Raw genomic sequence first — 26,634 nt, forward strand, 5'->3', positions numbered from 1 at the left:
AAACCTAGTTGCAGGCGTTGGTATTTTAAAAGGAACGGCCTTTGTGCTACCCAAATTATACTTCAACTCATAATCCAATAATCAGAGAGGAGGTTCTCCGGGCAAATGCAAATATAAACTTAAAGTAAAATATTAAATTCTGAAGCCGAAAGTTGTTTATTTGCTTATATTTTTTGAATTTTAGACTAAATTTGCAGAGGACGGATTATGTAAAGTATATATTGTAATATTACAAATTACGCCCTACAAACCCAGATAATATATGCGCATCAATCCAGTATCTTATCCAGAAACTTCCGTTACCGAATTGGCCCAAAACTTATTGCAGCTTACCCTGCAATTAACTGATTCTCAACAAAAGTTATTGGTTTGCGCGCCTGATGGCATTATTCTGACCGCTACACCCAATGCAAAAAAAGTTATTGGCTTAGATATGGCTGCGTCGGCAAATTTAATGAGTTTATTTGCCCCCGGCGACAGAAAAAACTTAACCAATTTACTCCTGAATTTACCGGAAAAGAAACACGCCCGGTATACCACTACCCTTGCCGGCAATCTTCGTTCAGAGCTTACTTTAAATTTTACTTATATCCAGGATTACGAAGGCCGATCATTTGTCTGCTGTACCATCTCCGATAAAACCCCGAATACCAAAACGCCGGTTGCAAAACAAATTAAAGAAGAGAATTACAAAGAAATTTTCGAAAACAGCTTCGAAAGCATCTGTATTTTAGATGCCGAAGGTAAAATACTCGAATTAAACAAAGCGGCTTTGCAGTTATCTTCTTACCGGAAAGAAGAAATTATAAACAAACCTATTTCGGAGATTCTGGACTTCAACGCTTTTGAACGCTCCTTTTTCCGGAAAAGACTGCTCCAGGCCTTAAATGGCAATGTTCAGAAATTTGATTCGTGGTTTAAAGGCAAAAACCAGGAATTAATAACGGTAGAAATAGTTTTAACGCCAGGTTATTTTAAAGGGCAGCCGGTAATTATGGCCAGCGCCATTGATGCGCTCGACCGCCTGAACGCCGAGCAAAATATCCGGTTACGCAACGACCAGTTAGAGTTCATTAATTTCTTATTTTCGCACCTGGGCCGGTTTAAAACCACCGAAGAAATACTGCTGTTTACCCTCGACCAGTTACTCGAAAAAACGGCCATTATTGGCGGGGGCATTTATTTATACCAGGAAGCGGACCATAAATTAAATTTATTATCGGCTACCGGCACCAACCACCTGCTTTTAAACAAAAATCCGCTGGTTGCACTTAACCCTGGGGTACGCGGTAAATTAAATCGCAAAGCCATCCGGGAATCGGTAAAGCTGCTTTACCAGGATTTTGAACACTTACTGGGCCTAAAAGATCTGGTGCTGATGCCGGTTTGTTCCGATACCGGTTGTATGGGCGCCCTGGTTTTATTTTTGCATAACCCCAAAAAGATTACTTTTTCATTTACATCGCTCATCGATTCGATTGGCTACGAATTGGGTCAGTATATTACCAAACACGAGCTAAACCAACAGCTAAGTTACTCCGAAAGTAAATACCAGGCCTTATTCGATTCATCTGCGGATGCGATTTTACTGAGCGATGGCCTGCAAATAGCCGACTGCAACCGGGCCACCCAGTTTTTGACCGGTATACCCCGTAATAAACTAATTAACCGAACCTTACCCGAAATATTGGGCAATAACAATCTGCAGGAAAAGGAAGAAATAAATAATTATCTGCAGGAAGTTATTCAGAACGGAGGCGAAGCTAAATTTGAGTGGAAAAGAAAACATCTGGAACTGCCGCCCTTAGAGGCCGAAGTCCGGTTTAACCGCATATTAATTGGCGGCAAATTTTATATCCAAACGGTTATTCGCGATATTACCGAACTTAAACAGTTCCATGTGGCGAGAAGCAAAGAAGCAGTTTTGAACGAATCGATTAGTCAATTCCGGGAATTTATCAGTAAAGTCGAAATGGCCTATATCAGCCTCGACTGCAATGGCCATATTAAATACCTGAACCAATATTTTGAAGAAATACTTGGTTATAAAGCCGAAGAGTTAGTTGGCAAAGATTACTTTGAATTGTTTATCTCGGAGCACGAACGGGCCGAAAGAAAGGCGCAGTACCTGAAAATGGTTCAGGACCGGGAATTAATCAACCATTTTGAGCGCGATATTCATTCAAAAACCGGCGAAGTAAAGACTTTTCTGTGGCAGCGTATGTTCGAGTATGATGCAGACGGCCAGATTTCGGGCATTATCAGCCTGGGTAAAGACATTACCGATAAAAAACTGGCCATGGAGGCCCTGAAAGATAACAAGAGCCGCCTCCAGGATATTTTCGACAACGCCCACGACCTGATCCAAAATGTATCGACCGATAACCGTTTTATTTTTGTAAATAAAGCCTGGCAGGATAAACTGGGCTACGACGATTTTGACATTGAAAAACTTAGCCTGAACGATATTGTACATCCTTACTACAAAGCCAAGCTGATTTACCAGTTGCGTAACCTGTACAAAGGCGAAAATGTAAATAAAATTGAGACGGTTTTCCTGACCAAACAGGGCAAGCCCGTGCACTTAATTGGTAGTATTAACTGTACCTGGCAAAACGGCAAAGCCGTGGCTACCCGGGCCATTCTGCACGACATTACCGACCGCATTAAAGCCGAGCGACTGCAAAAGGTTTATTACAGCATTGCCAACTTAGCTATCAGCAGTAAAGATTTACAATCGTTATATGGGGCCATTCACCGGGAACTAAGTAAAATTATTGAGACCAATAACATTTACATTGCCCTTTGCAACGACGAAAGAACCCAGCTTAACTTCGCTTACTACGTCGATCAGCACAAGCCCGTGCATAATTTCGAAAGCCAGCGGCCTTTTTCCAACGGCATCTCAGAGTATATTATAAACCTGGGAAAACCCTTGTACATGCTGCGCGAGGATCTCATAGAACTGGAAGAGAAAGGGATTCTGCAGGTAAAAGGTATTATGCCCGAAGTAATTTTGTGTTCGCCGCTGATGGTAGGCGAACGCACCATTGGTGTAATTGCCGTGCAGGATTACCGCAAACAAGAAGCTTACGTCAGTTCCGATATAGAAATTCTGCATTTTATTTCGAACCAGGTAGCGCTGGCCATCGAACGGAAACGCAACGAGGTGCAGATTAACAACCAGAACGCCCGGTTAAAAGCTATTTTCGAAAGTGGTTCTCACTTAATGTGGTCGGTTAACCGCGAATATTTGTTTACTTCCTTTAACCAGAACTTTGCCAATTTCTTAAAAGAAAACTGGGATACTTATCCGGAATTAAATACGCACTTTTTCGATAATTTAATTTTGTCTAACAGCCTGAGCGTTTCCGAGCACGAAAATGATTTGCGTGTGTGGCAGGAGTTATACCATAAAGCGTTTTCCGGGGAACCTTGCCATTTTGAGTTAAGAATAAATACTCTGGATAATCAAATCAGGTGGCAGGAAATTTTCTTAAACCCGATTTACCTGGAAGATGGCTCTTTTGAAGAAATATCGGCCATGGCGCTTGATATTACCGAGAAGAAATTTTCGGAACTGGCCTTACAGGAAAACGAAGAAAAATTCCGGAGCATTTTTGAGTCGTTCCAGGATTTGTATTACCAAACCAGCCTGGATGGCACTATTATTCTGATGAGCCCATCGGTAACGGAAATGCTGGGTTACTCGCCGGAAGAAGTGAAAGGCATGTCGGCCCATGCGTTATACCATGATTTAACCGACCGCGACCGGCTTTTAGAAAAGCTGCATCAAAATGGGCGGGTCCGGAACTTTGAAGCCACCCTCAAAGGCAAGGATAATACGTTTAAAGATGTATTGTTAAACTCTACCCTGGTTTACGATAGTGAAGGAAATGTTACCGGCATAGAAGGGGTGGCCCGCGATATTTCCGACATTAAAAAAATTCAGCTGGAATTAATTAAGGCTAAAGATTTGGCCGAAAGCGCCTTACACGCCAAAACCCAGTTCCTGGCTAACATGAGCCATGAGTTGCGGACACCGATGAATGGCATTATTGGTATGATCGACTTGTTGTTCCATACCATCAACACCGAAGAGCAACAGGAATACGTGGATACCCTGCGTAAATCGTCGGAAGCGCTGCTGGCTATCTTAAACGATATTCTGGATTTATCTAAAATTCAGGCGGGCAAGCTTACCTTAAACGAAACCGGTATAGACCTGCATTATACGTTAAGCAAATTGCACAATTTGTTTATTAACCGGGCGCAGCAAAAGAATTTGCGGTTTAATTACTACATAACGCCGCACACGCCGCAATTTATTTACACTGATGAAACCCGCCTGCTCCAGGTGCTCTCAAACCTTACGTCTAATGCCATTAAGTTTACCAATAGCGGCAGTGTGCATATTAACGTTTCGAGCATTAGCACCGACGGGGAGTATAACACCATTATGTTTCGGGTTAAAGACAGCGGCATAGGGATTACCGAAGAAAATAAAAAGCTTTTATTTACCAACTTTACCCAGCTCGATAATTCTTCTACCAAGTCGTTTGGCGGCACTGGTTTAGGCTTGGCTATTTCTAAACAATTAAGCGAACTGTTGGGCGGCGAAATTGACGTAGATTCGGTTTATGGTGAGGGCAGTACCTTCTGGTTTACGATTAAATGCAAGTTAGCCGAGAACGAAGAAGATATTATTAAAAGCCAGCAGCAGCGCGAAGAAACCGAAGAAGTGGAAGAATTTACCACCACGCCTTATGTGCTGCTGGTAGACGATAACGCCATAAACCAGAAAGTAGCCGAAAAATTATTAGTGCGTTTGGGTTGTAAAGCCGATATTGCCTCTAATGGGTTTGAAGCCATTGAACAGGCCGCCACCAACCCTTACGATATGATATTTATGGACATCCAGATGCCCGAAATGGATGGGGTTACGGCTACTGCGGAAATTAAAAAAGTTTTAGGAAAATCCTGCCCGCCTATTATTGCCATGACGGCTTACTCCATGAAAGATGATGCCGATAAGTTTTTAGGCCAGGGACTGGACGACTATGTATCGAAACCGATAAAGGTAAGTTTGCTGCACAACGTCATTAAAAAATGGTTTATCGAGAAAAAGAATCCGCATGCAATTAGCGTTGTAGCCGAACCAGTAGCCGTAGCCGAAACAGAAGCCGGCGATCCCGAAATAGATGATGCCGTAATAGACCAGTTGCGGGAATTGGGCGGCGACGATTTTGCCAAACAGCTCTACGATGAATTTGCCGAAGAAACCGAACCATTGCTGCAAGAAGCCGGTTTAGAAGTAGCAGCGCAACATTATACCGAAATATTGGGTATTTTACACCAGCTAAAAGGCACCAGTTCTACGCTAGGCATAAATTTATTTGCCGAAATAGCCAAAAAACTGGAACATAACATTAAAAAGAAAGATTTAACTAACGTAAATAAAGATTTTGCAGTACTTTTAGAGCACTATTATAAATTTAAGAAAGTCTATCCGAAAAAATTTACTCAATACTAAAAATGGCTGATACGAAAACGATTCTCATTGCTGAAGATAGCTCTGTTATTCTTAACCTGACAAAGAAAATTCTGGAGTTGCAGAATTATAAAATAGTAACCGCCAAAAACGGAAGAGAAGTTTTAAACCAGGTAGAAAAGCAGAAAATAGATGCAATTCTGATGGATTTAAATATTCCGATTAAAAACGGCATGGATTGTACCCGCGAAATCCGGAACCATGAAAATAAAGAAATTGCCGGCGTGCCGATTATTGCCGTTACCGGAAACGCCAATAATTACACCATGGAAGAATTTAAAGAAGCCGGTATCAACGCTTATTTACCCAAGCCTTTAGATTTCGACATGCTGGTACAAACCGTTAAACAGTATGTATCTTAATCCGCAAGGATGGAGTTAAAATATACCCGTTCTTTCCTGACCCGTCTTGAAGACATTTTTTCCGAATCAGACTATGTGCTGCGGTACGAAAAAGGTAACTTCAAGGCGGGTTACTGTTTAATCAAGGACATGAAAGTGGCCATTGTAAATAAATATTTTCCGCTGGAAGGCCGCATTAATTGCCTGTACGATATTTTGCGCAATATCCGGATTGATACCGAGCGTTTGGGCGAGAAAAGCTTGCAGCTTTACCAGGAAATATGTAAATCAGCAGAAACGAAGTGACCGTTACGTTTTTAGGGACCGGTACCTCCCAGGGTGTGCCCGTTATAGGCTGTGAATGCGAAGTTTGCCGGTCTTTAGACTTCCGGGACAAACGCTTACGGGTTTCGGTGCACCTGCAACTAAACGGCAAAAGCATTATTATCGATTCGGGGCCTGATTTCCGGCAACAGGTTTTGCGGGAACGCATAAAACGGTTAGACGGTCTCCTTTTTACCCACGAGCATAAAGACCATACCTCGGGCCTCGACGATATCCGGGCCTACAACTTTCTGCAAAACTACGACATGCCCCTTTACGGAGAAGAGCGGGTGTTAAACCAAATAAAACAAGAATTCTCCTATATTTTCTCCGGCCATAATTACCCCGGCATTCCCCGGGTAAACCTTCACCATATCTCCGAAGAACCTTTCGAAATGTTGGGCATACCGGTCATTCCCATTCGGGTAAAGCACTATAAACTGCCAGTACTGGGTTTCCGGATAAATAATTTTACATACATTACCGATGTAAATTATATCGCAGAAGCAGAACTGGAAAAAATTGCCGGCTCCGAAGTAATTGTGCTAGGAGCCTTGCGCAAAGAGCCGCACATTTCTCATTTTTCGCTTGCAGAAGCCGTAGAAATACTAACCCGCTTAAATCCGCGCCAAGGTTACCTAACGCACATCAGCCACTTAATGGGGCTGCACCACGAGGTAGAAGCCGAACTGCCGGATTTTGTAAGTCTGGCCTACGATGGTCTGAAAATAGAATTATAACAGGTGCATAACAATTATTTTTTTCTCCGGCAATTAACGCCTGCCTTGGAGCAAAAGCTCCTGCATTTTGTAGTAGCTACCTGTTTTAGCCAGGAAAAAGACGAACTAGTAATTGGCTTTACCAACGGCACCGAAGACTTTTACATCAAAGCCCAGCTCTCCTCGCAATTTTCCGCTATCTCTTTCCCCGCTTCCTTCAACCGGGCCCGGGTCAACAGTGTGGACCTTTTTACCCAAATTATTGGGCTGAAAGTACTAGCGGTAGTGCAACAGGAAAACGAACGCAGCTTTTACCTGCAACTGGAAAATAATCTGGCTTTGTTGTTTAAATTATTCGGCAACCGCGCTAATATTATTTTATTTTCTGGCGATGAGGTCGTTACTATATTTCAGCATAAGTTTACCAAAGATCTGGAACTGCGCCTGAGTCAGATGGGCCGGAATCTGGTAATTACAAAAGAAATATTCCTGGAAAACCCACATAGGCTGGCTAGCATTTATCCTACCCTGGGCGATGTTCCTTTGCTTTACCTGAACGAACAAAATTATTCCAGCGCCGCACCTGAGCAACAATGGCAGCTCTTCCGGGAAACAATTGCGTTGCTCGAAAACCCGGCCTTCTACATCTCTAAAATTAACGGCCGTACCCGTTTGGTACTGTTGCCCGTGGGTGAAATAAGGCAAATCTTTACGGAGCCTATAGCTGCTCTCCAGGAATTTGTGCGGGTATATTTAAGCGAAACCCATTTCGAACAAAATTACGCGGCTTTGCTGCAAAACCTTACCAAAAAGCTAAACGGTTCGCAAAAGTATTTAGAGGAAGTAGAATATAAAATGCTAGAGTTGGAGTACGATAGCACTTTAAGCCAAACGGCCGATTTGATTATGGCCAACTTAACCAATATCAGGCCGCAAGCTACCGAAGTAGAAGTTTTTGACTTTTATAATAACACCCAGAAAAAAATTAAACTACCCCAAAAAGAAAGCCCGCAGAAATACGCCGAACGCCTATACAAAAAAAATAAAAACCGGCAAATTGAGCTACGTTATTTATCCGACCGGACTGAAGCAAAAAAAGCCGAAATAACCAAACTCCAGCAGTTGCTGCAAATATTAACCGGCATACAAACGAACCGCGAGTTAAAGGTTTTTATGAAGGAAAACGATTTTATGCTGGCCGGGCCTAAAGAAGAAATACAATCGCTTTTCCGGACTTTTGAAACCGGTGGGTTTAAAATATTAGTGGGCAAAAGTGCCAAAAACAACGATTTACTCACCCAAAAACACAGCTATAAAGAAGATTTGTGGCTGCATGCCAAAGATGTGGCCGGTTCGCACGTAGTAATAAAATACCAGGCGGGTAAACCTTTTCCGGAGCCGGTTATAGAAAAAGCGGCCCAACTGGCGGCCTGGTATTCCAAACGCAAAAACGATTCGCTCTGCCCCGTACTGTACACGCCCAAAAAGTTTGTTCGGAAACCCAAAGGTGCCGAGCCCGGCGCTGTAATCGTGGAGCGCGAAAAAGTAATATTGGTTAAGCCCGGAAATCCTTTCGAACAATACTAATGTAAGGCCTCCCTCCTGCTATTTACGCTCGACTAATAAATGGCAAAATATTAGGTCAAAACCCTTATCTTACCGAAAACTTATAAACGGTTGTTGACTGGTACGTTTCATCCGGCCGCAGGGTAGTGGATGGAAAGTTAGGGTGATTGGGAGAATCGGGATAATGTTGGGTTTCGAGGCACAACCCAAAGCGGCGGGTAAAAGCCACGCCCTCTTTACCTTTTAAGTTTCCGTTTAAATGATTAGCGGTATAAAGTTGTACGCCTGGTTCGGTGGTGTATACTTCCAGAAAACGGCCACTTTGGGGCTCGTAAACGGTAGCGCCTAGTTTCAACTTATCTGTTTGGTCAGAGAAAACCCAGTTATGGTCGTAGCCGGAACCATATTTGATTTGCGTATCGGTAGTGTCGTTGATGCGCGCTCCTATAACTGTTGGCTTGGTAAAATCAAAAGGCGTTCCGGCTACCGGTTTTAGTTCGCCCGTCGGAATTTGTTTAGCATCGGTAGGCAAATATTTATCGCCTTTAATCATTAATTCATGTGCTAAAATATCCCGTTTCATGCCCGTTAGGTTAAAATAAGCATGGTTGGTTAGGTTAACCACTGTTGTTTTATTTGTAGTAGCCTGGTATTGGATGCGCAATGCGTTGTCTTTCTGCAAAGTATACACCACCTCCACGGCCAGCATACCGGGGTAACCTTCTTCACCGTCCGGTGAGGTATAGCGCAGTTTTAAAGCCGGTTCATTGCCGTTAATGGGGGTGGCCGTCCATAACTTTTTATCGAACCCTACCCTGCCGCCATGAATATGATTACCGCCGCTGTTAACGGCTAAGGAATATTCTTTCCCATCCAGCTCGAGTTTACCTTTAGCAATCCGGTTACCGTAGCGTCCGATAATGGGTCCGAAAGACGGCGTTCCTTTTAAATAATCAGCAAAAGTGGGCACACCCAAAGTAATATTTTCTTGTTTGCCGGTTTTATCGGGCGCCGTCCACGACACAATATAGCCGCCGTAATTACTAATTTTAACTTCCATGCCCACGGCATTGCGCAGCGTAAAAAGATGCGCTTCACGGCCATCGGGTAGCTTACCAAAAAATTCTTGCCGGATACCTGCTTTTGCTTTATCCTTTTGCGGAAAAGTTAAGTTTAAGAACAAGGCACAGATTAAAAATAGAAAGAGGCTTGTAAATTTCATAGGCAGCAGTTAACAGAGGTAATTTAATATTTTAATCTTTAATATTAAAGATTTTATAATGCGCCTGCTAACTGTTAAAATATTGCTGAGTTTTCTAGATTAATCAAAAGCTTATTTCTAACCCAAAATTGTATGTCAAACCAGATTTTCAATCCGGCTATAAAAACAAAACGACATCTACAGTCGGATGCCGTTTTGTTGCTTACCTGTTTACCAGCTTTTATTTAGGCCAGCAGTAACTTATTTAATAATTCACTGGTATTTAATACATATTCAGCCAATTTAAGCTTATACTACAAGCAAAAACCTGCGCTGATTACTCATTCTTGTCTGTATTGTAGTTACTCCATTGCGCCACACCATTGGGTTCCGAACTTGTTATTTCGGCGCTCCTGGTTTTACTTAACTCTTTGTTCAGTTTCTCGGTTAGTTTCATTTCTTTTGCAATGCCGTCTTCCTGATTTTGCAAACCTTCGGTTTCTTTTACATGCCCAATTGGGTCAGCAATATAATCCCAGCTTTTAGGAGATATCGGCATTTCACCTTCGTTCCAAGGGCCGCGGGCACTCTCGCCCTGCGATAAATTAAAATATTGATTCGTAAAACGCGGATCGGCTTGTAAAACACCGGGCGGATAGTTAGGCTTAATAGAGGCCAAGGCAGCTTCAAACATTTCGAAATGCGCTACTTCCCGGGTCATTAAAAAAGAAAGTGTTTCTTTTACATATGGGTCGTCGGTAAATTGCATTAAATATTCGTATACCAGCTTGGCCCGCGATTCAGAAGCAATATTCGATCGTAAATCTACGGTCAGGTCGCCGTTGGAGTGGGTGTAAGACGAACACCACGGAATACCCTGGCTGTTGGTTAAGCGGGGCCCGCCGGCACTTAACACCCCAAATTGCGGGTTAGATAAGGCCTGGTGTATTACGTTTTCTTTGGCCGCTTTTCCATTCATTACAGCCATTATTTCCGATTGATCGGCGGCATCTTTTAATTCGCCATTTACGCCTTTCAGCAACATCTGAATCGTAGCCCCTACAATTTCCAGGTGACTAAACTCTTCGGTTGCAATATCCATTAACATATCATATTTATCCGGATAAGGTTGTTTGGCTGCAAAGGCTTGGGTAAAATATTGCATGGCTGCCGCTAATTCGCCGTTTTCTCCTCCAAATTGTTCTAACAACAACGTGGCAAACCGAGGGTCAGGTTTTGATACCCGGGCATTAAATTGTAATTCCTTTACGTGATGAAACATATCTTTCTAGTTTTTTGAAGTTCGTAAACTAGCAAAACGATATCTAATTAGGTTTGTTCGGGAAAATACTTATCCTGGATTAAGGCTGTTGTGTATCAATTACTTTATTTAGGCAGTTCTCAATTGCAAAGCGGGTTATATACCGCAATATTTACCAAATGGCAGCAGGTACATTCATATTTTAAAGCCGAAGATTATACTGGCCGGGGCCGTAACTTTAACTGTTTGAAAACTAAAATTTGCAGTCAGCCCTATTATAATTTAAATAATAAACCGTAAGAATACTGCTTAACCTAATTGACAATAGGTAATATTGTTTTTAATTCCTCACTAGCATTAATTAGCATAACTGTCCATCTTTGCCGGTAGCTAATAAATATTTGTTTTACTTAAACTGCTGATAAATACTAAAATCTGCCGTTTCCGGCGGAAAAACTGTAGCCTATGAACCTATGAAGTTTTTACCTACACAACTCATTATTTTTCTACAGAACAAGCCCGACCGCCGCAACCTAAGGCTTTTATTGAATTTTCTGGTGGTGCTGCTGTTGTTGGTGGTAGTTTTTACCGTATTATTTCACCTGCTCATGCTCCGGGAAGGAAAAGTTTTTTCCTGGGTTACCGGTTTATACTGGACCCTCACTGTTATGTCTACGCTGGGGTTCGGCGATATAACTTTCCAGAGTGATGCCGGTCGCTTTTTTTCGATTGTAGTACTTTTATCCGGCATGGTGTTCCTGCTGATATTATTTCCGTTTACGTTCATCAACTTTTTTTACTCGCCCTGGATGAAGGCCCAGGAAAACGCCCGGGTGCCCAGCGAACTTCCCGCCGACACAACCGGTCACGTGGTGTTAACCCGCTACGGCTCAGTAACGGAGGCGTTGATTAAAAAATTAAACCGGTTTAATTACGCTTACGTGGTGCTGGTGCCGGACCTGGCCGAAGGGCTGCGCCTGCACGAGTTAGGCGTAAAAGTTATGCTGGGAGAATTAGACGACCCGGAAACTTATAACCGGGTAAGAGTAGCCAATGCCGCGCTGGTGGCCACCACCTCTACCGATGTCATTAATACCAACGTGGCTTTTACCGTGCGGGGCATCAGCAGTACGGTGCCCATTATTTCTACCTGCAGTTTTGAGGCTTCGGAAGATATTCTAATGCTGGCCGGCAGTAACCACGTTTTGCGCCTGGGCGAAATAATGGGTGTTTTTCTATCGCGGCGGGCCAGCGGCGGCGATGCCTGCTCCCACGAAATTGGCCGGTTTGGCCGGCTGCAAATAGCAGAAGCCTCGGTGGCAGGTTCGCCGCTGGTAGGCCTAACCCTACGGGAAACAAAATTGCGGGAGCAGATTGGCGTGAGTGTGGTTGGCGTATGGGAGCGGGGTAAATTTAAGGCGGCCCAGCCCGATACCCACATTACCCAAACTACTGTACTGGTGTTAGCCGGCTCAGATGCCCAGTTAATAAAATATAACGAAACCTACCGCATCGAAAAGAAAATGAATCACCCGGTTATTATTATTGGGGGTGGACGGGTTGGGCGGGCTACCAGCAAGTTTTTGGAAACGAGAAAACTGGATTGGCGCTTGGTTGAAAAAGCGCCCGAAAGAATAAAAGCTGATCCGCGGTATATTTTGGGAGATGCGGCCGAAATAGAAATATTAAAACAAGCCGGCATCGACGAGTCGCCGTGCGTGATTATTACCACCCACGACGATGACCTGAACGTTTACCTTACTATTTATTGCCGCCGGTTACGTCCGGATATTCAAATTATTACCCGCTCCACCCTGGAACGCAATCTGGCTACGATGCACCGGGCCGGTGCCGATTTCGTAATGTCTTACGCCTCAATGGGAGCCAATACCATTTTTAACCTGCTCAAGCGCAGCGACATTATGATGGTAGCCGAAGGCCTCGACTTGTTAAAGGTAGCCGTACCGGCGCAATTGGCGGGCCGTACCATTGCCGAGTCGTCAGTCCGCCAACAAACGGGTTGTACCATAATCGGCATCCGCAACGGCGAGTCGCTGCAAATAAATCCGGAACCGAATATGGTCATTCCGGCCGAAGCCGAAATTATTTTGATTGGCACCGTAGAAGCCGAGAATAAATTTTTCAGCATTTATGGTGCGAAGTAGAAGTAAGTGATTAGTGATTAGTAGTTAGTGATTAGTTGTTAGTTGTAGTCCGGCTGCATATAAAGAAATTGATTGCGTATCCTGCTGCTCCGCTATTTTATACCCATTATTCAGGATAGTTGGTAAAAGGATGTTCTAGTTTAGACCGAAGATTCCATTATATTTTTTATGGCTGCTGATCGCACTTTCTGTCATTCAGGAGGAACTTATGTTACAGATAGCCAAATTGTTTCCTCCTGAATGACAGAAGTGAGTTACTTAAACGGTCGTACTATAATCCTTTGCGTAAGAGCAATTGTAAAATCATTAACGTTAAAGCTTTCGTACCTGAATGGCCATAGCGGTGGCCGGATTTTTTACAAGCAGCTGATCGAAATCCTTTTCTGAAAAGCCCTTTTGCTTTAGCCTTGGGAACAGCTCTTTAAAAATATTGGTGTACCCTTGAAAGTTGTTATTAGACTCCTGAGGTTTGTACCAGCCAGCATCGTGCGAAATTAATACCCGCTGGAGTAAGCCGGCTGCTTTTAGGCCTGCAATAGCATCCGCGTAATTATCAAAATCGCCCCAGCCAATGCCGTCTAAACTAACCCAGGCTCCCTGTTTGGCCGCCCGGATATGTAAATTTTTGTCTTTTTCGCCCTGGGCATGTACCCAAACAAAAGCATCTGGTTTTACGCCTGCTGCCTGCAAAATTTCTATTTCTTCGAAAGCGGTATGGCCCGGGCCGGTATGCGAGAAAATAGTTAACCCGGTTGCGAGGTGCGTTAAGGCAGCAGCTTGTACCAGTTTACGGTGTGTTTCGCTTAAGGCTTCATTGGCGTCTACGCCAATTTTAATAAATCCTGGCCGGACAGTAGTATTATCAAGGCCTTTTTCGAATTCGTTTATCCAGCGTTGCGCCAGTTGCGCTGCGGTTTCGGTAAAAGCCCATGGTGGCAAAAATTTGTTTTCGCGGGCGCCATAATAACCGGTATTGGTAATAATTTGCAAACCGCTTTCCTTAGCCAAAAGTTGCAGCAACCGCATGTCGCGGCCCAGAAAAGCAGGCGTACAGTCGAAAATGCTTTTTACCCCGGCTTTTTTTGCTTCGCTTAAATAAGGCAACACCAATTCCGCCACTTCCGCTGGGTTCCACCGGTCGAAGCTTATTTTATCAGCTCCAATAAAATCAACAAGAAAATGCTCGTGAACCAGCGACTTACCTAATTGCTGCGCGGAAATGGGGCCATTTATGGTTTGGATAGTGGCGCGGCGTTTAGGAATACCGGCCATTAAACCGCCAAAACTGGCAAGTAGAAAGGCTCTGCGGGTAAGGGTTGGCATGTTAAATAATTTTATCTTTTCTTTTCTACTTTAGTAACGGCAATATTGTATTAGGTCACCAGCTGAGCTTTTTGCATAAGTATAATTAATGAAAGCGTAGAAACAACAAGCCATTAATATATTCGAAATCTAATAATAATCTCTCTCGTTTAACAAAAAACAATTGGTAGCTTACCAATCAAAATATCAAGCATATCAGGAGCAAACTACCTAACCACTCTATAAAATGCCGTTGCAATATTTTTAAACTGGTATAATAAGTTAGTCAAGATAAACTAAATACAATGGAACTAGGAATCTATACGTTTGTGGAAGTTGGACCCGATCCGGTTACCGGAGAAAAGGTAAATGCGCACCAACGCCTCCGCAACCTGATGGAAGAAATCCAACTGGCCGACCAGGTAGGGCTGGATGTTTTTGGCGTGGGTGAGCATCATCGCCCGGATTACGCTGTATCCGCGCCGGCCATTATATTGGCGGCCGCGGCCGAAAGAACCAAAAATATCCGGCTTTCCAGTGCCGTTACCGTTCTGAGTTCAGATGATCCGGTGCGGGTGTTCCAGACGTTTGCCACGGTAGATTTGCTTTCGGGTGGCCGGGCCGAAATTATGGCGGGGCGGGGGTCTTTTATAGAATCGTTCCCGTTGTTTGGTTACGACTTGCGTTTATACGATGAGCTATTTTCGGAAAAACTGGAGTTGCTGCTGAAGTTGAACGAACAGAAAAAAATTACTTGGAGTGGCAAGCACCGGCCTGCCTTACAAGACCAAGGTGTATATCCCCGTCCGTTCCAGGAAAAGATCCCGATTTGGGTTGCCATTGGCGGTACGCCTCAATCCATAGCCCGGGCAGCCAAACTGGGTTTACCCATGGCGCTGGCTATTATTGGCGGCATGCCCGACCGGTTTGCCCCGCACGTAAAATATTACCGGGAAGTAGCCCAGGCAGCGGGGCAAGATCCGCAAAAACTTCAGGTTGGTATTAATTCGCACACTTTTATTGCCGATACTTCCCAAGAGGCTGCCGATCAGTTTTATCCGTCTTACGCCGATACCATGTCGCGCTTAGGAAAAGAGCGGGGATGGCCACCCATGACAAGGGAGCACTATGAGCAAATGCGCTCCCCGCAGGGTTCACTCCTGGTTGGCAGTCCTCAACAAGTAATAGATAAAATTTTATATGAGCACGAATTATTCGGGCATACGCGGTTCTTGGCCCAAATGACGGTAGGAACCATGCCGCACCACCAAGTGATGCGTTCCATAGAATTATTTGGCACGCAAGTAGCGCCAGCCGTTCGGAAAGCATTGGGTAACCGGGTTTAATTATTTATCCTGAATAGATTAAAACTGACAAGAGTAATATTTACCAGGCTTAAAATCAGGTTGTACCCGCTAGTTAAAACAAGTTAGTCGCTAATATTTTGAACCGGTATTTCATTAACCCCAAGTTTGTATGCTCGATATCTTAATTCAAGCGCGGCAAGCTTCCATTGGCAATGGCCTGGAAGTACGTCGGATTCTGCCTTTTCGCCTCCGGCGGATGGTAGGACCCTTTATCTTTATGGACCACGCTGGCCCGGTTAATGTATCACCGGCGCAACTATCCGCCTTGGATGTGTTGCCGCATCCGCACATTGGTTTGTCTACGGTCAGCTATTTATTTGGCGGTCAGGTTACCCACCGCGACAGCCTGGGTGTGGAACAAATTATTAGGCCCGGCGAAGTAAACTGGATGACCGCCGGCAGTGGCATTGCCCATTCGGAGCGCTTTGAAGATCCGAGTGCCTTGGCGGGAGGGCTGGAAATGATTCAGACCTGGGTTGCCTTACCGGAAAAAGACGAAGAGAGCAATCCAGCCTTTACTAATTACAAACCGGAACAGTTACCAATTTTTACCGAAACCGGCGTTTGGATGCGCTTAATTGCCGGCGATGCTTTTGGTTTGGGTAATAAGGTAAAAACCCATTCGCCTTTGTTTTACTTGCACGTGGTACTGAAACCCGGCACCCATTTTGGTTTGCCGCAGGGTTATTCCGAAAGAGGTATTTACATAGTAAAAGGCAGCCTGGAAATGAGTGGCCGCTTTTACGAACCTGGCCAACTCCTGGTATTTACTTCCGGTACCGACCCCGTTATTATAGCCCGGGAACCTACAACCCTGATGCTGTTGGGCGGCGAGCCTTTAGGCAACCGGTATATTTGGTGGAATTTTGTTTCGTCGCGGAAGGAGCGAATTGAGCAAGCCAAAGCCGATTGGCAGGCGGGCCGTATCAAATTACCACCCAATGACCATGAACAGTTTATACCCTTGCCTCAGGATAACTCCCGGCCAGCCGGCGGCCCGGCTCCCGAACCACTGTCGTAAATTTTAAGATTAAGCTTTGCTAATTTAACCGGAAAAAATTTTTCCCGGCAAATATCTACTTTTTGGACTGTTCAGATGCCAGGTTTTTGCCGAAGAAATCGAGCAGGTTGTTACTGATGCGCTCCGCTACCCGGTTGATGTGATCGCCGTCATACTCTTCGTAAAAGTGTTTAATATTGTAGCTGGTTAGCACTTTGTCTAATTCTTTTATGCTGGCAGCAATACTCCGGTCCTGCGAACCAGCATCAAAAGCCAAGGCACTCAGTTTCCGGATATTAAATATTTGCTGGTCAATAGTAGCCAGCGGCCGGTTAGCCGTCCATTTGGCAAGCACCAAAGGTTGCACCTGTCCGTTTTCCAACGGTAAGTCAATATAAAAAGGTGGTTTTAATGGGTTAGGCGACCAGGCGGCGGCCGAAGCAAAGGTCGCTTTGGTAAAGAAATCTGCCTTGTCTAAATCAGTTTGGGTCCGGATGGCTTGTAAACGAGCCTGGGCTGCGGCATCCTGGGGGACATTGCTGGTAGGCTCCAGGCAGCACGGACTTAACAAATACAGGCTGGAGAAAACCTCCGGGTATTTTTGCCCAATACGCAAGGCACCATAACCACCCATCGAATGCCCGGCTAAGCCGCGGCTGGCAGCCCGCGGAATGGTGCGGTAATTTTTATCGATGTACGAAACCAACTCCTTGGCGATATAATCTTCCCAATTGCCGGTATTAACCGAACTGGAATACATGCTGCCTTGGAAACGGGTAAAAGCATTGGGCGTTACAAAAATTATTTCGGGCTTTTTAGCAGTAACAAAGGCCTTATCCAGCACTTCCGGCAGGTTCATCCAGTGTTTTTCAAAACCATAAAGTTTGGCATCATTGTCGGTAAACCCGTGCAGCAGGTACACCACCGGGTAGCGCCGCTTGGGACTAGCGGTATAACTGGGCGGCAAATACACCGACACCTCCCGATCCGGCGAATCGCCAGCCAGATTATTTTCCAGCCCTTTGCCGTGCACCTTGATGCGTTCTACTTTTCCTTTTTGGCTACTATTATTCTGGCTAAGCCCCGGAAGAGCAATAAATGAAATAATAAAGGCAACTAACAATAGCAGTTTGAAGGAACGTAAAAATATTTTCATACCAGATGCAGGTTTGGTGTAGGCCGGTAATTTAAGAATAATTTGCTTTAATAGAACTGCTTACTTTTTGCACTAGATTGGTGCCGCAAGTTGGAACATTACCGTATTTTCCTAAAAATGCTACTTGGGAAAAAATATTCCTATTCCAAAAAACAAAATGGCTGTTAAAGGCAAATGGTGCCCAGTATGACTAAAAATAAGTCATTCATGGCACCATTGCTCATTACAAATCTTTTTATTTAAGAAAGAGAAATTTAATGCGGCCAAATAGGAAGGGAAGCATCAGAGCTATCCCTAGATTTATAAGTGATACAGTTTTATTCTCTTTATCTTAAGTTTATTATTGCTGATTCGCCATCATCAGGTTTACCACATCTTCGGATATTCCCATGCTGGAGAAACCGCCGTCGTGCAAAAGGTTTTGCATGGTTACGTAACGGGTTAAATCCGAGAACAAGGTAATGCAATAATCGGCGCAGGCTTCGGCTGGCGCGTTACCCAGCGGCGACATTTTATCGGAATATTCATAGAAAACATCAAAACCACCTACACCGGTACCGGCCGTGGTTTTGGTTGGCGATTGCGATATAGTATTAACGCGTACTTTTTTCTGCTTGGCCATGCGGTAACCGTAGCTGCGGGCAATCGATTCCAGCATGGCTTTGGCCTGGGCCATATCGGTGTAATCCGGGAATACGCGCTGGGCAGCAATATACGATAAGGCCACAATAGAACCCCACTCGTTCATGGCATCCAGCTTTTCGGCTACGGCCATTACTTTATGGAAAGACAAAGCCGATACGTCCAGGGTTCTCTGGAACCACTCATAGTTCAGCTCGCCGTAAGCTTTGCCTTTTCGAATATTTGGGCTCATACCAATGGAATGCAAAACAAAATCAATTTTGCCGCCTAATATTTCCTGGGCCTGGGTAAACAGCTTTTCCAGATCTTCTACCGAAGTGGCATCGGCCGGAATAACCTGGGCGTTGCATATTTCGGCTAATTTATTTATTTCGCCCATCCGCATGGCTAGAGGGGCATTGCTCAACACAAATTCAGCGCCTTCTTCTTTTGCCTGTAGGGCCACTTTCCAGGCGATAGACTTTTCGTCCAGGGCGCCAAATATTATTCCTCTTTTTCCCTTTAATAAGTTATAAGCCATAGTATCGTTATTCGTTGTTCGCTTTTGGGTTTTAAAACACAATATTACCAATTATGCCCAAATTTGAAACATATTTGGGTTACATAAAAATATAAATGCACCTACCAAGTAAGCAGGTGCATTTCTTTATAATTTCAAATAATTAAATTCTAATTTTTGAATTCTTTGTTTTCTGAAAGTAGCGCAAGTTTATTAATAAATATTTCCCTTTAAAAAACAAAATCATCTGCACTATCCCAGTTCGACCAACGATTAACAAACAACGAATAACGACACTAAAGGGCCAGTAACTCGCGGGCACTTTGGTAAGCGGTATCGCTGGGGTTGGCACCGGCAATCATCTGGGCTATTTCGCGGATGCGTTCTTCTTCGGATAATTTCTTAATGCGGCTGATGGTCCTGTCGGCGCGATCGTCTTTGTACACAAAATAATGCGCATCGCCCTGGGCGGCCATTTGGGGTAAATGCGAAATGGCTACCAACTGGTGTTTCTTTGCCATTTGCTGCATCATGCGGCCTACTTTCACGGCTACTTCGCCCGAAATACCTGTATCAATTTCATCAAAAATAATCGTGGGCAACGCCGTTTTATCGGCTAATAAATATTTAACGCACAGCATCAGCCGAGAGAACTCCCCGCCCGAAGCCGCTTTGCTCAAGGTTTGGGGTGCCGCGCCCTTGTTCGCGCTAAATAATATACTAATTACATCAATGCCGGTAGCGGTAGGCGCACCGGTATTATGCTGAATAACCAGACGGGCATTGGGCATTCCCAACTCGGCTAATAAACCATGCAACTCCGACTCAAACTTCCGGAACACGGCTTGCCGGCTTTCAGATAATTGGGTTGCTAGTATTTCTACCTGCTTAAACGCCCCTTCCATTTCTATTTTTATACCCGCTAAACCTTCGTCGAGGCTGTGTACGCTGCCTACTTTTTCTTCCAGATCGGCTTGTATGGCTAGTAATTCTTCGTTGGTGTGGGCCTGGTGCTTGCGTTGTAACGTGTAAAGCACGTTCAGCCGGTCTTGTACCTGCTCTGTTTTTTCCGGGTCGGCTTCGGTTTTGCGCTCAGCATCTTCCAGTTCGCCCGAAATATCGGCCAGTTCAATAGCGCAGCTATCCAGCCGCTCTTTCAGGGTTTTGTAATGCTCGCCGTACTCGATCAGTTGCCCTACCAGGTAAGTAGCATCTTTTAACCCTGACAACACATTAAACTCTGACTCCGAAATATATTGGGTGGCCTGGCTCAGCTTTAGTTTTATTTCTTCGGCGTGCTCCAGTTGTTTTAATTGGTCTTCCAGTTCTTCCTGCTCGTCGGGTTGCAGTTTGGCTTCGGCTAGCTCGTTCAGTAAAAAGGTATTGTAATCTAACTCCTTCTGCGATTGGGCCAGTTGGGCTTCCATTTTTTTATGGTCGGCTTCTAGCTTGCGGTAACGGCGGTAAGCCTCGCCATATTGCTCTTTTAAAGCGGTGTTGCCTGCGTATAAGTCAATTAAATTTAACTGGTAACCGGTATCGCCCAGCAGCAAGGTATCGTGCTGCGAGTGAATATCCATTAGTTTAGAACCGAGAGATTTGATAGTATCAAGGGTAACGGGCGTGTCGTTTACAAAAGCGCGTGATTTACCGGCCGGCGTTATTTCGCGGCGTAAAATACAGGTACTGTCAAAGTCAATATCGGCTTCGGCAAAAAAATCCTGTAGATTATATTCGGCAATATCAAATACGCCTTCAATCACGCATTTCTCCTGGTTATTAAATAATATTTTGGTATCGGCCCGGTTACCCAGCAGCAAGCCAATAGCCCCCAGCATAATAGACTTACCGGCCCCGGTTTCACCGGTGATTATATTCAGCAACGGCGAAGGCTGCATCTCCAGCCGCTCTATTAAGGCATAATTTTTTATTTTCAGATCAATCAGCATGAACTAGTAGTCAGTTTCTTTATCATATACTACCTCCTCGATAGTACCAATTTCCAGTATATGTTTGTTAAAACGCGGGTCGCGCAATTCTAATTGGCTATCGGAAACTGCCAATATTTGCCCGTTGTGTACAACATGATCGGCCATAATTACGTGCCCTGTTTTACCCTCAAGTTCGGCTTTTTTCAGCAAAATATCTTTCCGGAAAATTCTTACCTGCCGTTTACCCACGCTGTTAAATTATGAATTAAAAATTATGAATTATGAATGAATCTTAAGCTCTGTTTCAGAAGAACTATAAAAATAGCTTGAGGTTTTTAACAACGCTCAAAATTACACATTGTTTAGGCTTGTTCTTTTCTGAACCCTGATTTATAATTCATAATTTCTAATTCATAATTCATAATATCTACCGTTGGATGATGGTTTGGTACTTGGTAATATTAGTGGGGTCTATTTGGGAGAGCATGGCGTAAACGGCCTGCTTTTCGGGTGGGTTGGCGCCTTTAAATACCGAAACAATTTCGTCGGCTTTGGTTTCGAAGAAAGAACGCAGAATAGGCGCGCCAGGCCTGATTTGGAAAACCTGCTGAATATTTTTAATGGCTTCTACCATATTCTTCCGGGCATCTTCGGGTTTCTGAATAAAAATATCCATACCCTGGCGGTAATATAAATATTGCGCCACCCGAAAACCTTCGAGTTGCGGGTCCTGCAGGTTGTTCAGCATCCAATAACGGCTGCGGGTATCGTCCGCCGATTTCCAGCCGGTAGTATTGGGCGCCTGGGTACCGGCATTATTTAATATTTGCAAAGCCCGGTCGTAATACGGCGAGCCGCCTAATCTTACAAAGCTATCGCGGTCCATGCCCACCACCAGGTAAGCATAAAACGACAACAGCGAGGCAAGGTTGGAAGTAAATGTATTTTCGGAAAATTGCAGCGGCTGCGCCTCGATGTAATCGAAAGCCCAGCTCCGGTCAACGAGCGAAAGCAATGGCGTTTCGTAGCCGGTACCGTAAACCGGCCGGCTGGTAACTACCTGGGCAATGGCGTTGTAAGAGCCAATCTGCGGAGCCTGGGTAATGGTAATCAGCAGGCGGCATTTTATCCGCTCTTCGGGTTTGTAGGTTTCATTCGTCCAACGCTGGTTGTTCATAAAATTCGAAACCGCGTTGCGCATATCGGTAAACACCCGCCGGTCCTGAATTTGTACCTGGTCGGCGTTAATAATTACATCGCACTGCAGTTCCTGGGCTTGCAATTGCAGGCAACTCAACAGGAAAACCAACCCGCACACTACATATTTATACATGAATTCTCTCGGAGATAAAAGTTACAATATCAGCCGCTACCTGGGTTTTAGGCTTTAAATCAAAGATAGTAATTTTATCTTTTTCAATGATGGTGATTTTATTTGTATCGTGTTTAAAACCCGCCCCGGCATCCTGCAACGAATTTAGAACGATCATATCCAGATTCTTAGTCTGTAACTTGGCCCGGGCATTTTCCAGTTCGTTGTCAGTTTCCAGCGCAAAACCTACCGTAAATTGGCCCGCCTTTTTGGTCTGGCCAATGGTTTTGGCAATATCTACATTCTTCACCAATTCCAACGTAAGTGTTTCGTCGCTTTTTTTCACTTTTATTTCCGATACTGTTTTGGGCTTGTAATCGGCTACAGCGGCGGCAAATACCAGAATATTGGCCGTATCGGCATGTTGTTTTACCTGGGCGTACATCTGGTCGGCGGTAGTTACCGGTATGACCTGTATAGCCGGGTGCTCTGTTTTTTGATTAGTTGGGCCGCTTACTAATATTACCTCCGCGCCGGCGCGGGCAAAAGCCTCGGCTAAGGCATAACCCATTTTTCCGGTAGAATGATTGCCAATAAAACGGACCGGATCAATCGGCTCGTACGTAGGGCCGGCGGTAAGCAGTACCTTTTTGTTTTTAAGCGAAGCGGGAGTCGGCAAGGCGGAAGTGCTGCTGGAGTACATCTATAATTTCTTCGGGTTCGGCCATGCGCCCCAGTCCTACCAGGCCGCTGGCTAGTTCGCCATAGCCGGCTTCCAGCAAGGTGTTGCCGTAAGATTTTAGCTTTTGCCTGTTGGCAGTTACGGCCGGGTGCGCATACATATCCAAATCCATGGCTGGGGCCAGAAAAACCGGACAACGCGCCGATAAATAAACCGCCGACAAAAGATTATCGCAAAAGCCATTGGCTAGTTTGGCCAGGGTATTGGCGCTGACCGGCGCTATTACCAGCGCATCGGCCCACAGGCCTAGTTCTACGTGGTTGTGCCATTCGCCGGTACCATTTTGTTTGGTAAACTCCGACAGAACTGGTTTTTTGGAGAGCGTACTTAAAGTTAGAGGGGTTATAAAAGCAGAAGCAGAGGCCGTCAGGATTACCTGCACCTCTGCTTCTGCTTTAACCAGCAAACGGGTTAATAGCGCGGCTTTATAAGCCGCAATACTCCCGCAAACGCCCAGAATAATTCTTTTCTGCCGCAGCATGCGCTACCTTATTCCGCCTCTTCTTCATCGGGCATCCGGTAGAATATTTTTCCTTCCAGAAATTCTTCTACCGCCAGATTAGTAGGCTTAGGCATACGCTCGTAATATTTAGATATTTCGATTTGCTCGCGGTTTTCGAAAACTTCTTCCAAATTATCTACGGTAGTAGCAAACTCGGCTAATTTGGAGTTCAGCTCTTCTTTAATTTTAACCGAAATCTGGTTGGCCCGCTTCGAAATAATAGCTACCGATTCGTAAACGTTACCTGTTTCGTCGGCAAAATCAGCCATATTACGGGTTACAATAGATGCAGGTACTTGTGCCATATGTATTAAGTTGTAAGTTTAAAGTTGTAAGTATTTAGTTATTAGTAATTAGTTGTTAGCGATTAGCTCTTTTAACAAATTCCAATATCTAATATCTAGCGTCTAATATTTATTTTTGTTCTACGTTAGCCGTGTTGGTTGGGGCTTTTAAGCGCTCCAGTTGCTTGGTACTTTTATCAAACAGCGCTTCGGCACTACGCAAATATTTACTGTTCGGATATTTATCTACGAATGCCTGGTAAAAACCAACGGTATCGAAATATCGTTCCCGTTGCTTTTCCGGCACGCTTTCTTCGGCCAGATTAAACTGTGCTACAATTTTAAGGTAAGCGGCTTCCTCGTTAAAAGTCGAAGACGGATATTCGCGCTGAAAAGTAGAAAAAGCAGTTACCGCGGCTTGGTAATACATTAACTGACTTTTACCCATTTGGCTGTAAAGCTTTGCGTTTTCAAAAGCCTTGCGCTCCAGTTTAGCCGACAGTTCATCGTACATTTTGTTTGCCTCTTCTTTGTACTTGCTTTCAGGGTAGCGGTTCAGGAAATCCTGAATGGCTACAATAGCAGTTTGGGTGCTGGTCTGGTCGAGGTTAAAATCCGGCGAATCATAATACAGCGATTTCGCGTGCATAAACAAGCTCTCTTCGGCAAAAGGGCTCCGGCCGTAGGTGTCGAAAAAGCTCCGAAACAACTCGGCACTGGTGGCATACAACCGCTCGTGGTACTGGGTGTAGGCGTACAAAAAAGCCGCTTTTTCGGCCTCTATCCGGCCAGCCAACAACGGACGAACTTCTTCCAGCAATACACCGGCCCGGTAATAATCTTTCTTTTCGAAATATTTTAGCGCGGCTTCGTATTTTTGGTCTACGTTGTTGCTTTTAAGTAATTTATTGTAATCGCCGCAAGCGCTTAACAGCATTATGCCGACGAAAATAAAGGATATCGATTTTAACAAAGAATTCATGCGCGCGCAAAATTAGGAAAATTTCTCTCCAAATACAAGTTAGTTAACGGCTGCCAGCTCCCGCTATTGTTAAAGCTAATTAATATTCCGCTGGAGCCGGGCATTGGGTTTAGTTGCGGCGGGTTTTTCTTTTGTTTTGTCTCTTCTACGCGGCGGCTCTGCCTTCTGAGCACCCTTAGTTGGCGCAGGATTAGCTGTTTCCTGGGCCAAAACGGCGGGTTTCGGCGGCCTAGCCGATTTCTTGGTGCGTTTGGCCAGCACCTGGGCTTTGGTGGGCTTTTCGTCTATCCGCCATTTAAAACCTTTCAGGCGTTTATCGGGCTCTTCCAGTTCGTGCGGCGGAATAAAACTGGCATCGGGGTTGGTCAGGAACGAAATAGTCTGTAGTTTTTTATCTTTAAACTTCAGCACCATATCGCTGCAAACGGTTTTGTTCATGCCGGTCAGTACCGAGTCGCCTTCCAAGGCAAAATAAATGCTTTCGCCGTTGCCATTTACATCTACCCGCCTGATATCGCCCTCCTGAAAAAATGCCGTCATGTCGCGGCCTTTTATCTGGTTCAGGTTTTTAAGCGAATCTTCCGACACAATAAAAGCATCGGCATACATATACATGCGGTCGATGGTGCGGTTTTTCATTTGCATGTGCATTCTGTTAGATACCAACTGGCTGTTGTTGCTCCACAAAATCGGGTCGCCGTTCATCATCATCAGCGAGTCCGTTAGGTTATAACTCAAAGAATCGCACTTGCCTTGCAAATCAGATTTAAAAATGCGCACCCCGTAGTAAGCGTACAGAAAATCTTTTTTCTTGGGGTCTTTTTGGTCTACTGCCACCAAGGTATCAGCCGAAATATACAAGGTATCGTTAGAAACCAGCGAGCGCATCACCGGGCTGCCCGTTATTTTGGATCGGCCTAAACCCTCCCAATGTTTGGCCTCCTGCCCCGTAATTACCGTTTTATTTTTCTGGTCTTTCGATACCATTCTAACGTTGCCGGTGGCGTGCAAATATTGCCGGGCGCGATCGTAAAAAAGCTTCTGTCCCGAAATGGTATAATCGGTGGTTTCTACCTGGGAATTCAGAAACTGCGATTCTTTCGTAACGGTGTTGTAATAACCGCCCCGGGCTGTTAAGTTGCCCTGCTCGTTTTTAATACGAGTAAGCGTTACAAAATAGGCAGTTTTATTGGTAGTATTATATTGCAGCGAATCCGACTTAATATCGGCATCTTTGCCCACCACGTGTACATTGCCTTTAAAGGACAACAATTTGGTATCGAGGTTATAATTACCCGACCGACTGGTTAAGGTATTTTCGGTCTCCACAATGGTGCCGCCTTCGGTGTAGCGTCCTACGCGGGTAGCCATGTTGTACGTAAGCGATGGCGTAGTAAGATTCAGATTTTCGTCTACGAGTTTTACGCCGCCTTTAAAGGTAGCAATGCGCTGGTTGCCGTTATAGGTAGCCGTGTTGCTGGTAATGGTTAAAGTATTTTGCACCACACGTACATTCCCGAAAACATCTACGTAATTTTGCTCGCGGTAAAAGTGGGCCGAATCGCAGTACAGGAAGGTATCTTTTTGCTTCATCTGTACATTTTGCAGCAGCCGCAGATATTCAACGCCATTTTTTTCACCTCTTTCCAGCGAACTGGCTCCCGGCAATATTTCTATTTTATCCTGCGCCTGAACCGCCGAGGCCCAGAGGAGTAGAAAAAGAAGCGAAAAAAATACTTTGGTTCTTTTCATTAAAATCTGAATAATTGGCAAAATTACTAAATACC

General features: G+C 44.6%; 21 protein-coding genes. 8 read left to right on the forward strand and 13 right to left on the reverse strand.

Translation table 11 applies throughout. The features are described from left to right. Window positions 1–262: 262 nt before the first annotated feature. Genes AAE02nite_RS05985 through AAE02nite_RS06005 form a run of 5 tightly spaced genes read left to right on the forward strand, consistent with a single transcriptional unit; the run spans window position 263 to window position 8,522 of the window. Window positions 263–5,533 (forward strand): PAS domain S-box protein, encoded by a 5,271-nt coding sequence (locus AAE02nite_RS05985; protein WP_146895943.1) that lies wholly within the window; start codon window positions 263–265, stop codon window positions 5,531–5,533. Window positions 5,534–5,535: 2 nt separating this feature from the next. Beyond that, window positions 5,536–5,913: a response regulator gene (locus AAE02nite_RS05990; RefSeq protein ID WP_146895945.1), complete on the forward strand. Its 378-nt coding sequence runs from the start codon at window positions 5,536–5,538 to the stop codon at window positions 5,911–5,913. Window positions 5,914–5,922: 9 nt separating this feature from the next. Beyond that, entirely contained in the window at window positions 5,923–6,198 is a 276-nt protein-coding gene (locus AAE02nite_RS05995; protein WP_146895947.1) for a hypothetical protein, read from the forward strand. Further along, window positions 6,195–6,956, forward strand: coding sequence for an MBL fold metallo-hydrolase (locus tag AAE02nite_RS06000; protein WP_146895949.1), 762 nt, complete (start codon window positions 6,195–6,197; stop codon window positions 6,954–6,956). Before AAE02nite_RS05995 ends, AAE02nite_RS06000 begins: the two co-directional genes overlap by 4 nt. Before the next feature lie 3 nt (window positions 6,957–6,959). After that, window positions 6,960–8,522, forward strand: a complete 1,563-nt coding sequence (locus tag AAE02nite_RS06005; RefSeq protein WP_146895951.1) for an NFACT RNA binding domain-containing protein — start codon at window positions 6,960–6,962, stop codon at window positions 8,520–8,522. A gap of 64 nt (window positions 8,523–8,586) precedes the next feature. On the opposite strand, the gene AAE02nite_RS06010 is transcribed toward AAE02nite_RS06005, so the two are convergent. After that, window positions 8,587–9,723 carry an aldose epimerase family protein gene (locus AAE02nite_RS06010; RefSeq protein WP_146895953.1) on the reverse strand — a complete coding sequence of 379 codons (1,137 nt, stop codon included), beginning with the start codon at window positions 9,721–9,723 and terminating at the stop codon, window positions 8,587–8,589. 316 nt (window positions 9,724–10,039) lie between these two features. Then, window positions 10,040–10,984 carry a manganese catalase family protein gene (locus AAE02nite_RS06015; RefSeq protein ID WP_146895955.1) on the reverse strand — a complete coding sequence of 315 codons (945 nt, stop codon included), beginning with the start codon at window positions 10,982–10,984 and terminating at the stop codon, window positions 10,040–10,042. A gap of 452 nt (window positions 10,985–11,436) precedes the next feature. Here AAE02nite_RS06015 and AAE02nite_RS06020 point away from each other — a divergent pair, with 452 nt between their 5' ends. Then, on the forward strand, window positions 11,437–13,128 hold the full coding sequence (locus tag AAE02nite_RS06020; protein ID WP_146895957.1) for a potassium channel family protein: 1,692 nt from the start codon (window positions 11,437–11,439) through the stop codon (window positions 13,126–13,128). A gap of 312 nt (window positions 13,129–13,440) precedes the next feature. On the opposite strand, the gene AAE02nite_RS06025 is transcribed toward AAE02nite_RS06020, so the two are convergent. After that, window positions 13,441–14,451: a phosphotriesterase family protein gene (locus AAE02nite_RS06025; RefSeq protein WP_146895959.1), complete on the reverse strand. Its 1,011-nt coding sequence runs from the start codon at window positions 14,449–14,451 to the stop codon at window positions 13,441–13,443. A 284-nt stretch (window positions 14,452–14,735) separates the two neighbouring features. Between AAE02nite_RS06025 and AAE02nite_RS06030 the strand changes: the two genes are divergently transcribed. Next, on the forward strand, window positions 14,736–15,776 hold the full coding sequence (locus AAE02nite_RS06030) for an LLM class flavin-dependent oxidoreductase (protein ID WP_146895961.1): 1,041 nt from the start codon (window positions 14,736–14,738) through the stop codon (window positions 15,774–15,776). Between the two features lie 130 nt (window positions 15,777–15,906). Further along, complete coding sequence (locus tag AAE02nite_RS06035; RefSeq protein WP_146895964.1) at window positions 15,907–16,818, forward strand: pirin family protein; 912 nt, start codon at window positions 15,907–15,909, stop codon at window positions 16,816–16,818. 55 nt (window positions 16,819–16,873) lie between these two features. On the opposite strand, the gene AAE02nite_RS06040 is transcribed toward AAE02nite_RS06035, so the two are convergent. From AAE02nite_RS06040 to AAE02nite_RS06080, 10 genes are all read right to left on the reverse strand, one after another. Continuing rightward, window positions 16,874–17,953 (reverse strand): alpha/beta hydrolase, encoded by a 1,080-nt coding sequence (locus tag AAE02nite_RS06040; RefSeq protein WP_146895966.1) that lies wholly within the window; start codon window positions 17,951–17,953, stop codon window positions 16,874–16,876. 340 nt (window positions 17,954–18,293) lie between these two features. Beyond that, window positions 18,294–19,115 (reverse strand): enoyl-ACP reductase FabI, encoded by an 822-nt coding sequence (locus tag AAE02nite_RS06045; RefSeq protein ID WP_146895968.1) that lies wholly within the window; start codon window positions 19,113–19,115, stop codon window positions 18,294–18,296. 275 nt (window positions 19,116–19,390) lie between these two features. Further along, window positions 19,391–21,043 (reverse strand): DNA repair protein RecN, encoded by a 1,653-nt coding sequence (gene recN, locus AAE02nite_RS06050; RefSeq protein WP_146895970.1) that lies wholly within the window; start codon window positions 21,041–21,043, stop codon window positions 19,391–19,393. 3 nt (window positions 21,044–21,046) lie between these two features. Next, entirely contained in the window at window positions 21,047–21,274 is a 228-nt protein-coding gene (locus AAE02nite_RS06055; protein ID WP_146895972.1) for a hypothetical protein, read from the reverse strand. Between the two features lie 178 nt (window positions 21,275–21,452). Next, window positions 21,453–22,358, reverse strand: a complete 906-nt coding sequence (gene porD / locus AAE02nite_RS06060; protein ID WP_146895975.1) for a type IX secretion system protein PorD — start codon at window positions 22,356–22,358, stop codon at window positions 21,453–21,455. Further along, window positions 22,351–23,040 carry a bifunctional phosphopantothenoylcysteine decarboxylase/phosphopantothenate--cysteine ligase CoaBC gene (coaBC, locus tag AAE02nite_RS26915; RefSeq protein ID WP_170252528.1) on the reverse strand — a complete coding sequence of 230 codons (690 nt, stop codon included), beginning with the start codon at window positions 23,038–23,040 and terminating at the stop codon, window positions 22,351–22,353. Before coaBC ends, porD begins: the two co-directional genes overlap by 8 nt. Next, window positions 22,994–23,560, reverse strand: coding sequence for a flavoprotein (locus tag AAE02nite_RS26920; protein WP_170252529.1), 567 nt, complete (start codon window positions 23,558–23,560; stop codon window positions 22,994–22,996). The genes coaBC and AAE02nite_RS26920 overlap by 47 nt, the downstream gene beginning before the upstream one ends. 8 nt (window positions 23,561–23,568) lie before the next feature. Then, entirely contained in the window at window positions 23,569–23,886 is a 318-nt protein-coding gene (locus AAE02nite_RS06070; RefSeq protein ID WP_146895977.1) for a DNA-directed RNA polymerase subunit omega, read from the reverse strand. Window positions 23,887–23,995: 109 nt separating this feature from the next. Beyond that, complete coding sequence (locus tag AAE02nite_RS06075) at window positions 23,996–24,847, reverse strand: outer membrane protein assembly factor BamD (RefSeq protein ID WP_246150833.1); 852 nt, start codon at window positions 24,845–24,847, stop codon at window positions 23,996–23,998. 75 nt (window positions 24,848–24,922) lie between these two features. Continuing rightward, window positions 24,923–26,599 (reverse strand): OstA-like protein, encoded by a 1,677-nt coding sequence (locus tag AAE02nite_RS06080; protein ID WP_146895979.1) that lies wholly within the window; start codon window positions 26,597–26,599, stop codon window positions 24,923–24,925. Between the last annotated feature and the right edge of the window lie 35 nt (window positions 26,600–26,634).

Source organism: Adhaeribacter aerolatus, from assembly GCF_007991635.1.
Lineage (GTDB): Bacteria > Bacteroidota > Bacteroidia > Cytophagales > Hymenobacteraceae > Adhaeribacter > Adhaeribacter aerolatus.

Coding starts and splice junctions, on each gene's coding strand:
- recN (WP_146895970.1), bottom strand. CDS start 21,043: ATGCTGATTGATCTGAAAATAAAAAATTATGCCTTAATAGAGCGGCTG.
- AAE02nite_RS06035 (WP_146895964.1), top strand. CDS start 15,907: ATGCTCGATATCTTAATTCAAGCGCGGCAAGCTTCCATTGGCAATGGC.
- AAE02nite_RS26920 (WP_170252529.1), bottom strand. CDS start 23,560: ATGCTGCGGCAGAAAAGAATTATTCTGGGCGTTTGCGGGAGTATTGCG.
- AAE02nite_RS06010 (WP_146895953.1), bottom strand. CDS start 9,723: ATGAAATTTACAAGCCTCTTTCTATTTTTAATCTGTGCCTTGTTCTTA.
- AAE02nite_RS05990 (WP_146895945.1), top strand. CDS start 5,536: ATGGCTGATACGAAAACGATTCTCATTGCTGAAGATAGCTCTGTTATT.
- AAE02nite_RS06075 (WP_246150833.1), bottom strand. CDS start 24,847: ATGAATTCTTTGTTAAAATCGATATCCTTTATTTTCGTCGGCATAATG.
- AAE02nite_RS06045 (WP_146895968.1), bottom strand. CDS start 19,115: ATGGCTTATAACTTATTAAAGGGAAAAAGAGGAATAATATTTGGCGCC.
- coaBC (WP_170252528.1), bottom strand. CDS start 23,040: ATGTACTCCAGCAGCACTTCCGCCTTGCCGACTCCCGCTTCGCTTAAA.
- AAE02nite_RS06040 (WP_146895966.1), bottom strand. CDS start 17,953: ATGAAAATATTTTTACGTTCCTTCAAACTGCTATTGTTAGTTGCCTTT.
- AAE02nite_RS06025 (WP_146895959.1), bottom strand. CDS start 14,451: ATGCCAACCCTTACCCGCAGAGCCTTTCTACTTGCCAGTTTTGGCGGT.
- AAE02nite_RS06030 (WP_146895961.1), top strand. CDS start 14,736: ATGGAACTAGGAATCTATACGTTTGTGGAAGTTGGACCCGATCCGGTT.
- AAE02nite_RS05985 (WP_146895943.1), top strand. CDS start 263: ATGCGCATCAATCCAGTATCTTATCCAGAAACTTCCGTTACCGAATTG.
- AAE02nite_RS05995 (WP_146895947.1), top strand. CDS start 5,923: ATGGAGTTAAAATATACCCGTTCTTTCCTGACCCGTCTTGAAGACATT.
- AAE02nite_RS06015 (WP_146895955.1), bottom strand. CDS start 10,984: ATGTTTCATCACGTAAAGGAATTACAATTTAATGCCCGGGTATCAAAA.
- AAE02nite_RS06020 (WP_146895957.1), top strand. CDS start 11,437: ATGAAGTTTTTACCTACACAACTCATTATTTTTCTACAGAACAAGCCC.
- AAE02nite_RS06080 (WP_146895979.1), bottom strand. CDS start 26,599: ATGAAAAGAACCAAAGTATTTTTTTCGCTTCTTTTTCTACTCCTCTGG.
- AAE02nite_RS06070 (WP_146895977.1), bottom strand. CDS start 23,886: ATGGCACAAGTACCTGCATCTATTGTAACCCGTAATATGGCTGATTTT.
- porD (WP_146895975.1), bottom strand. CDS start 22,358: ATGTATAAATATGTAGTGTGCGGGTTGGTTTTCCTGTTGAGTTGCCTG.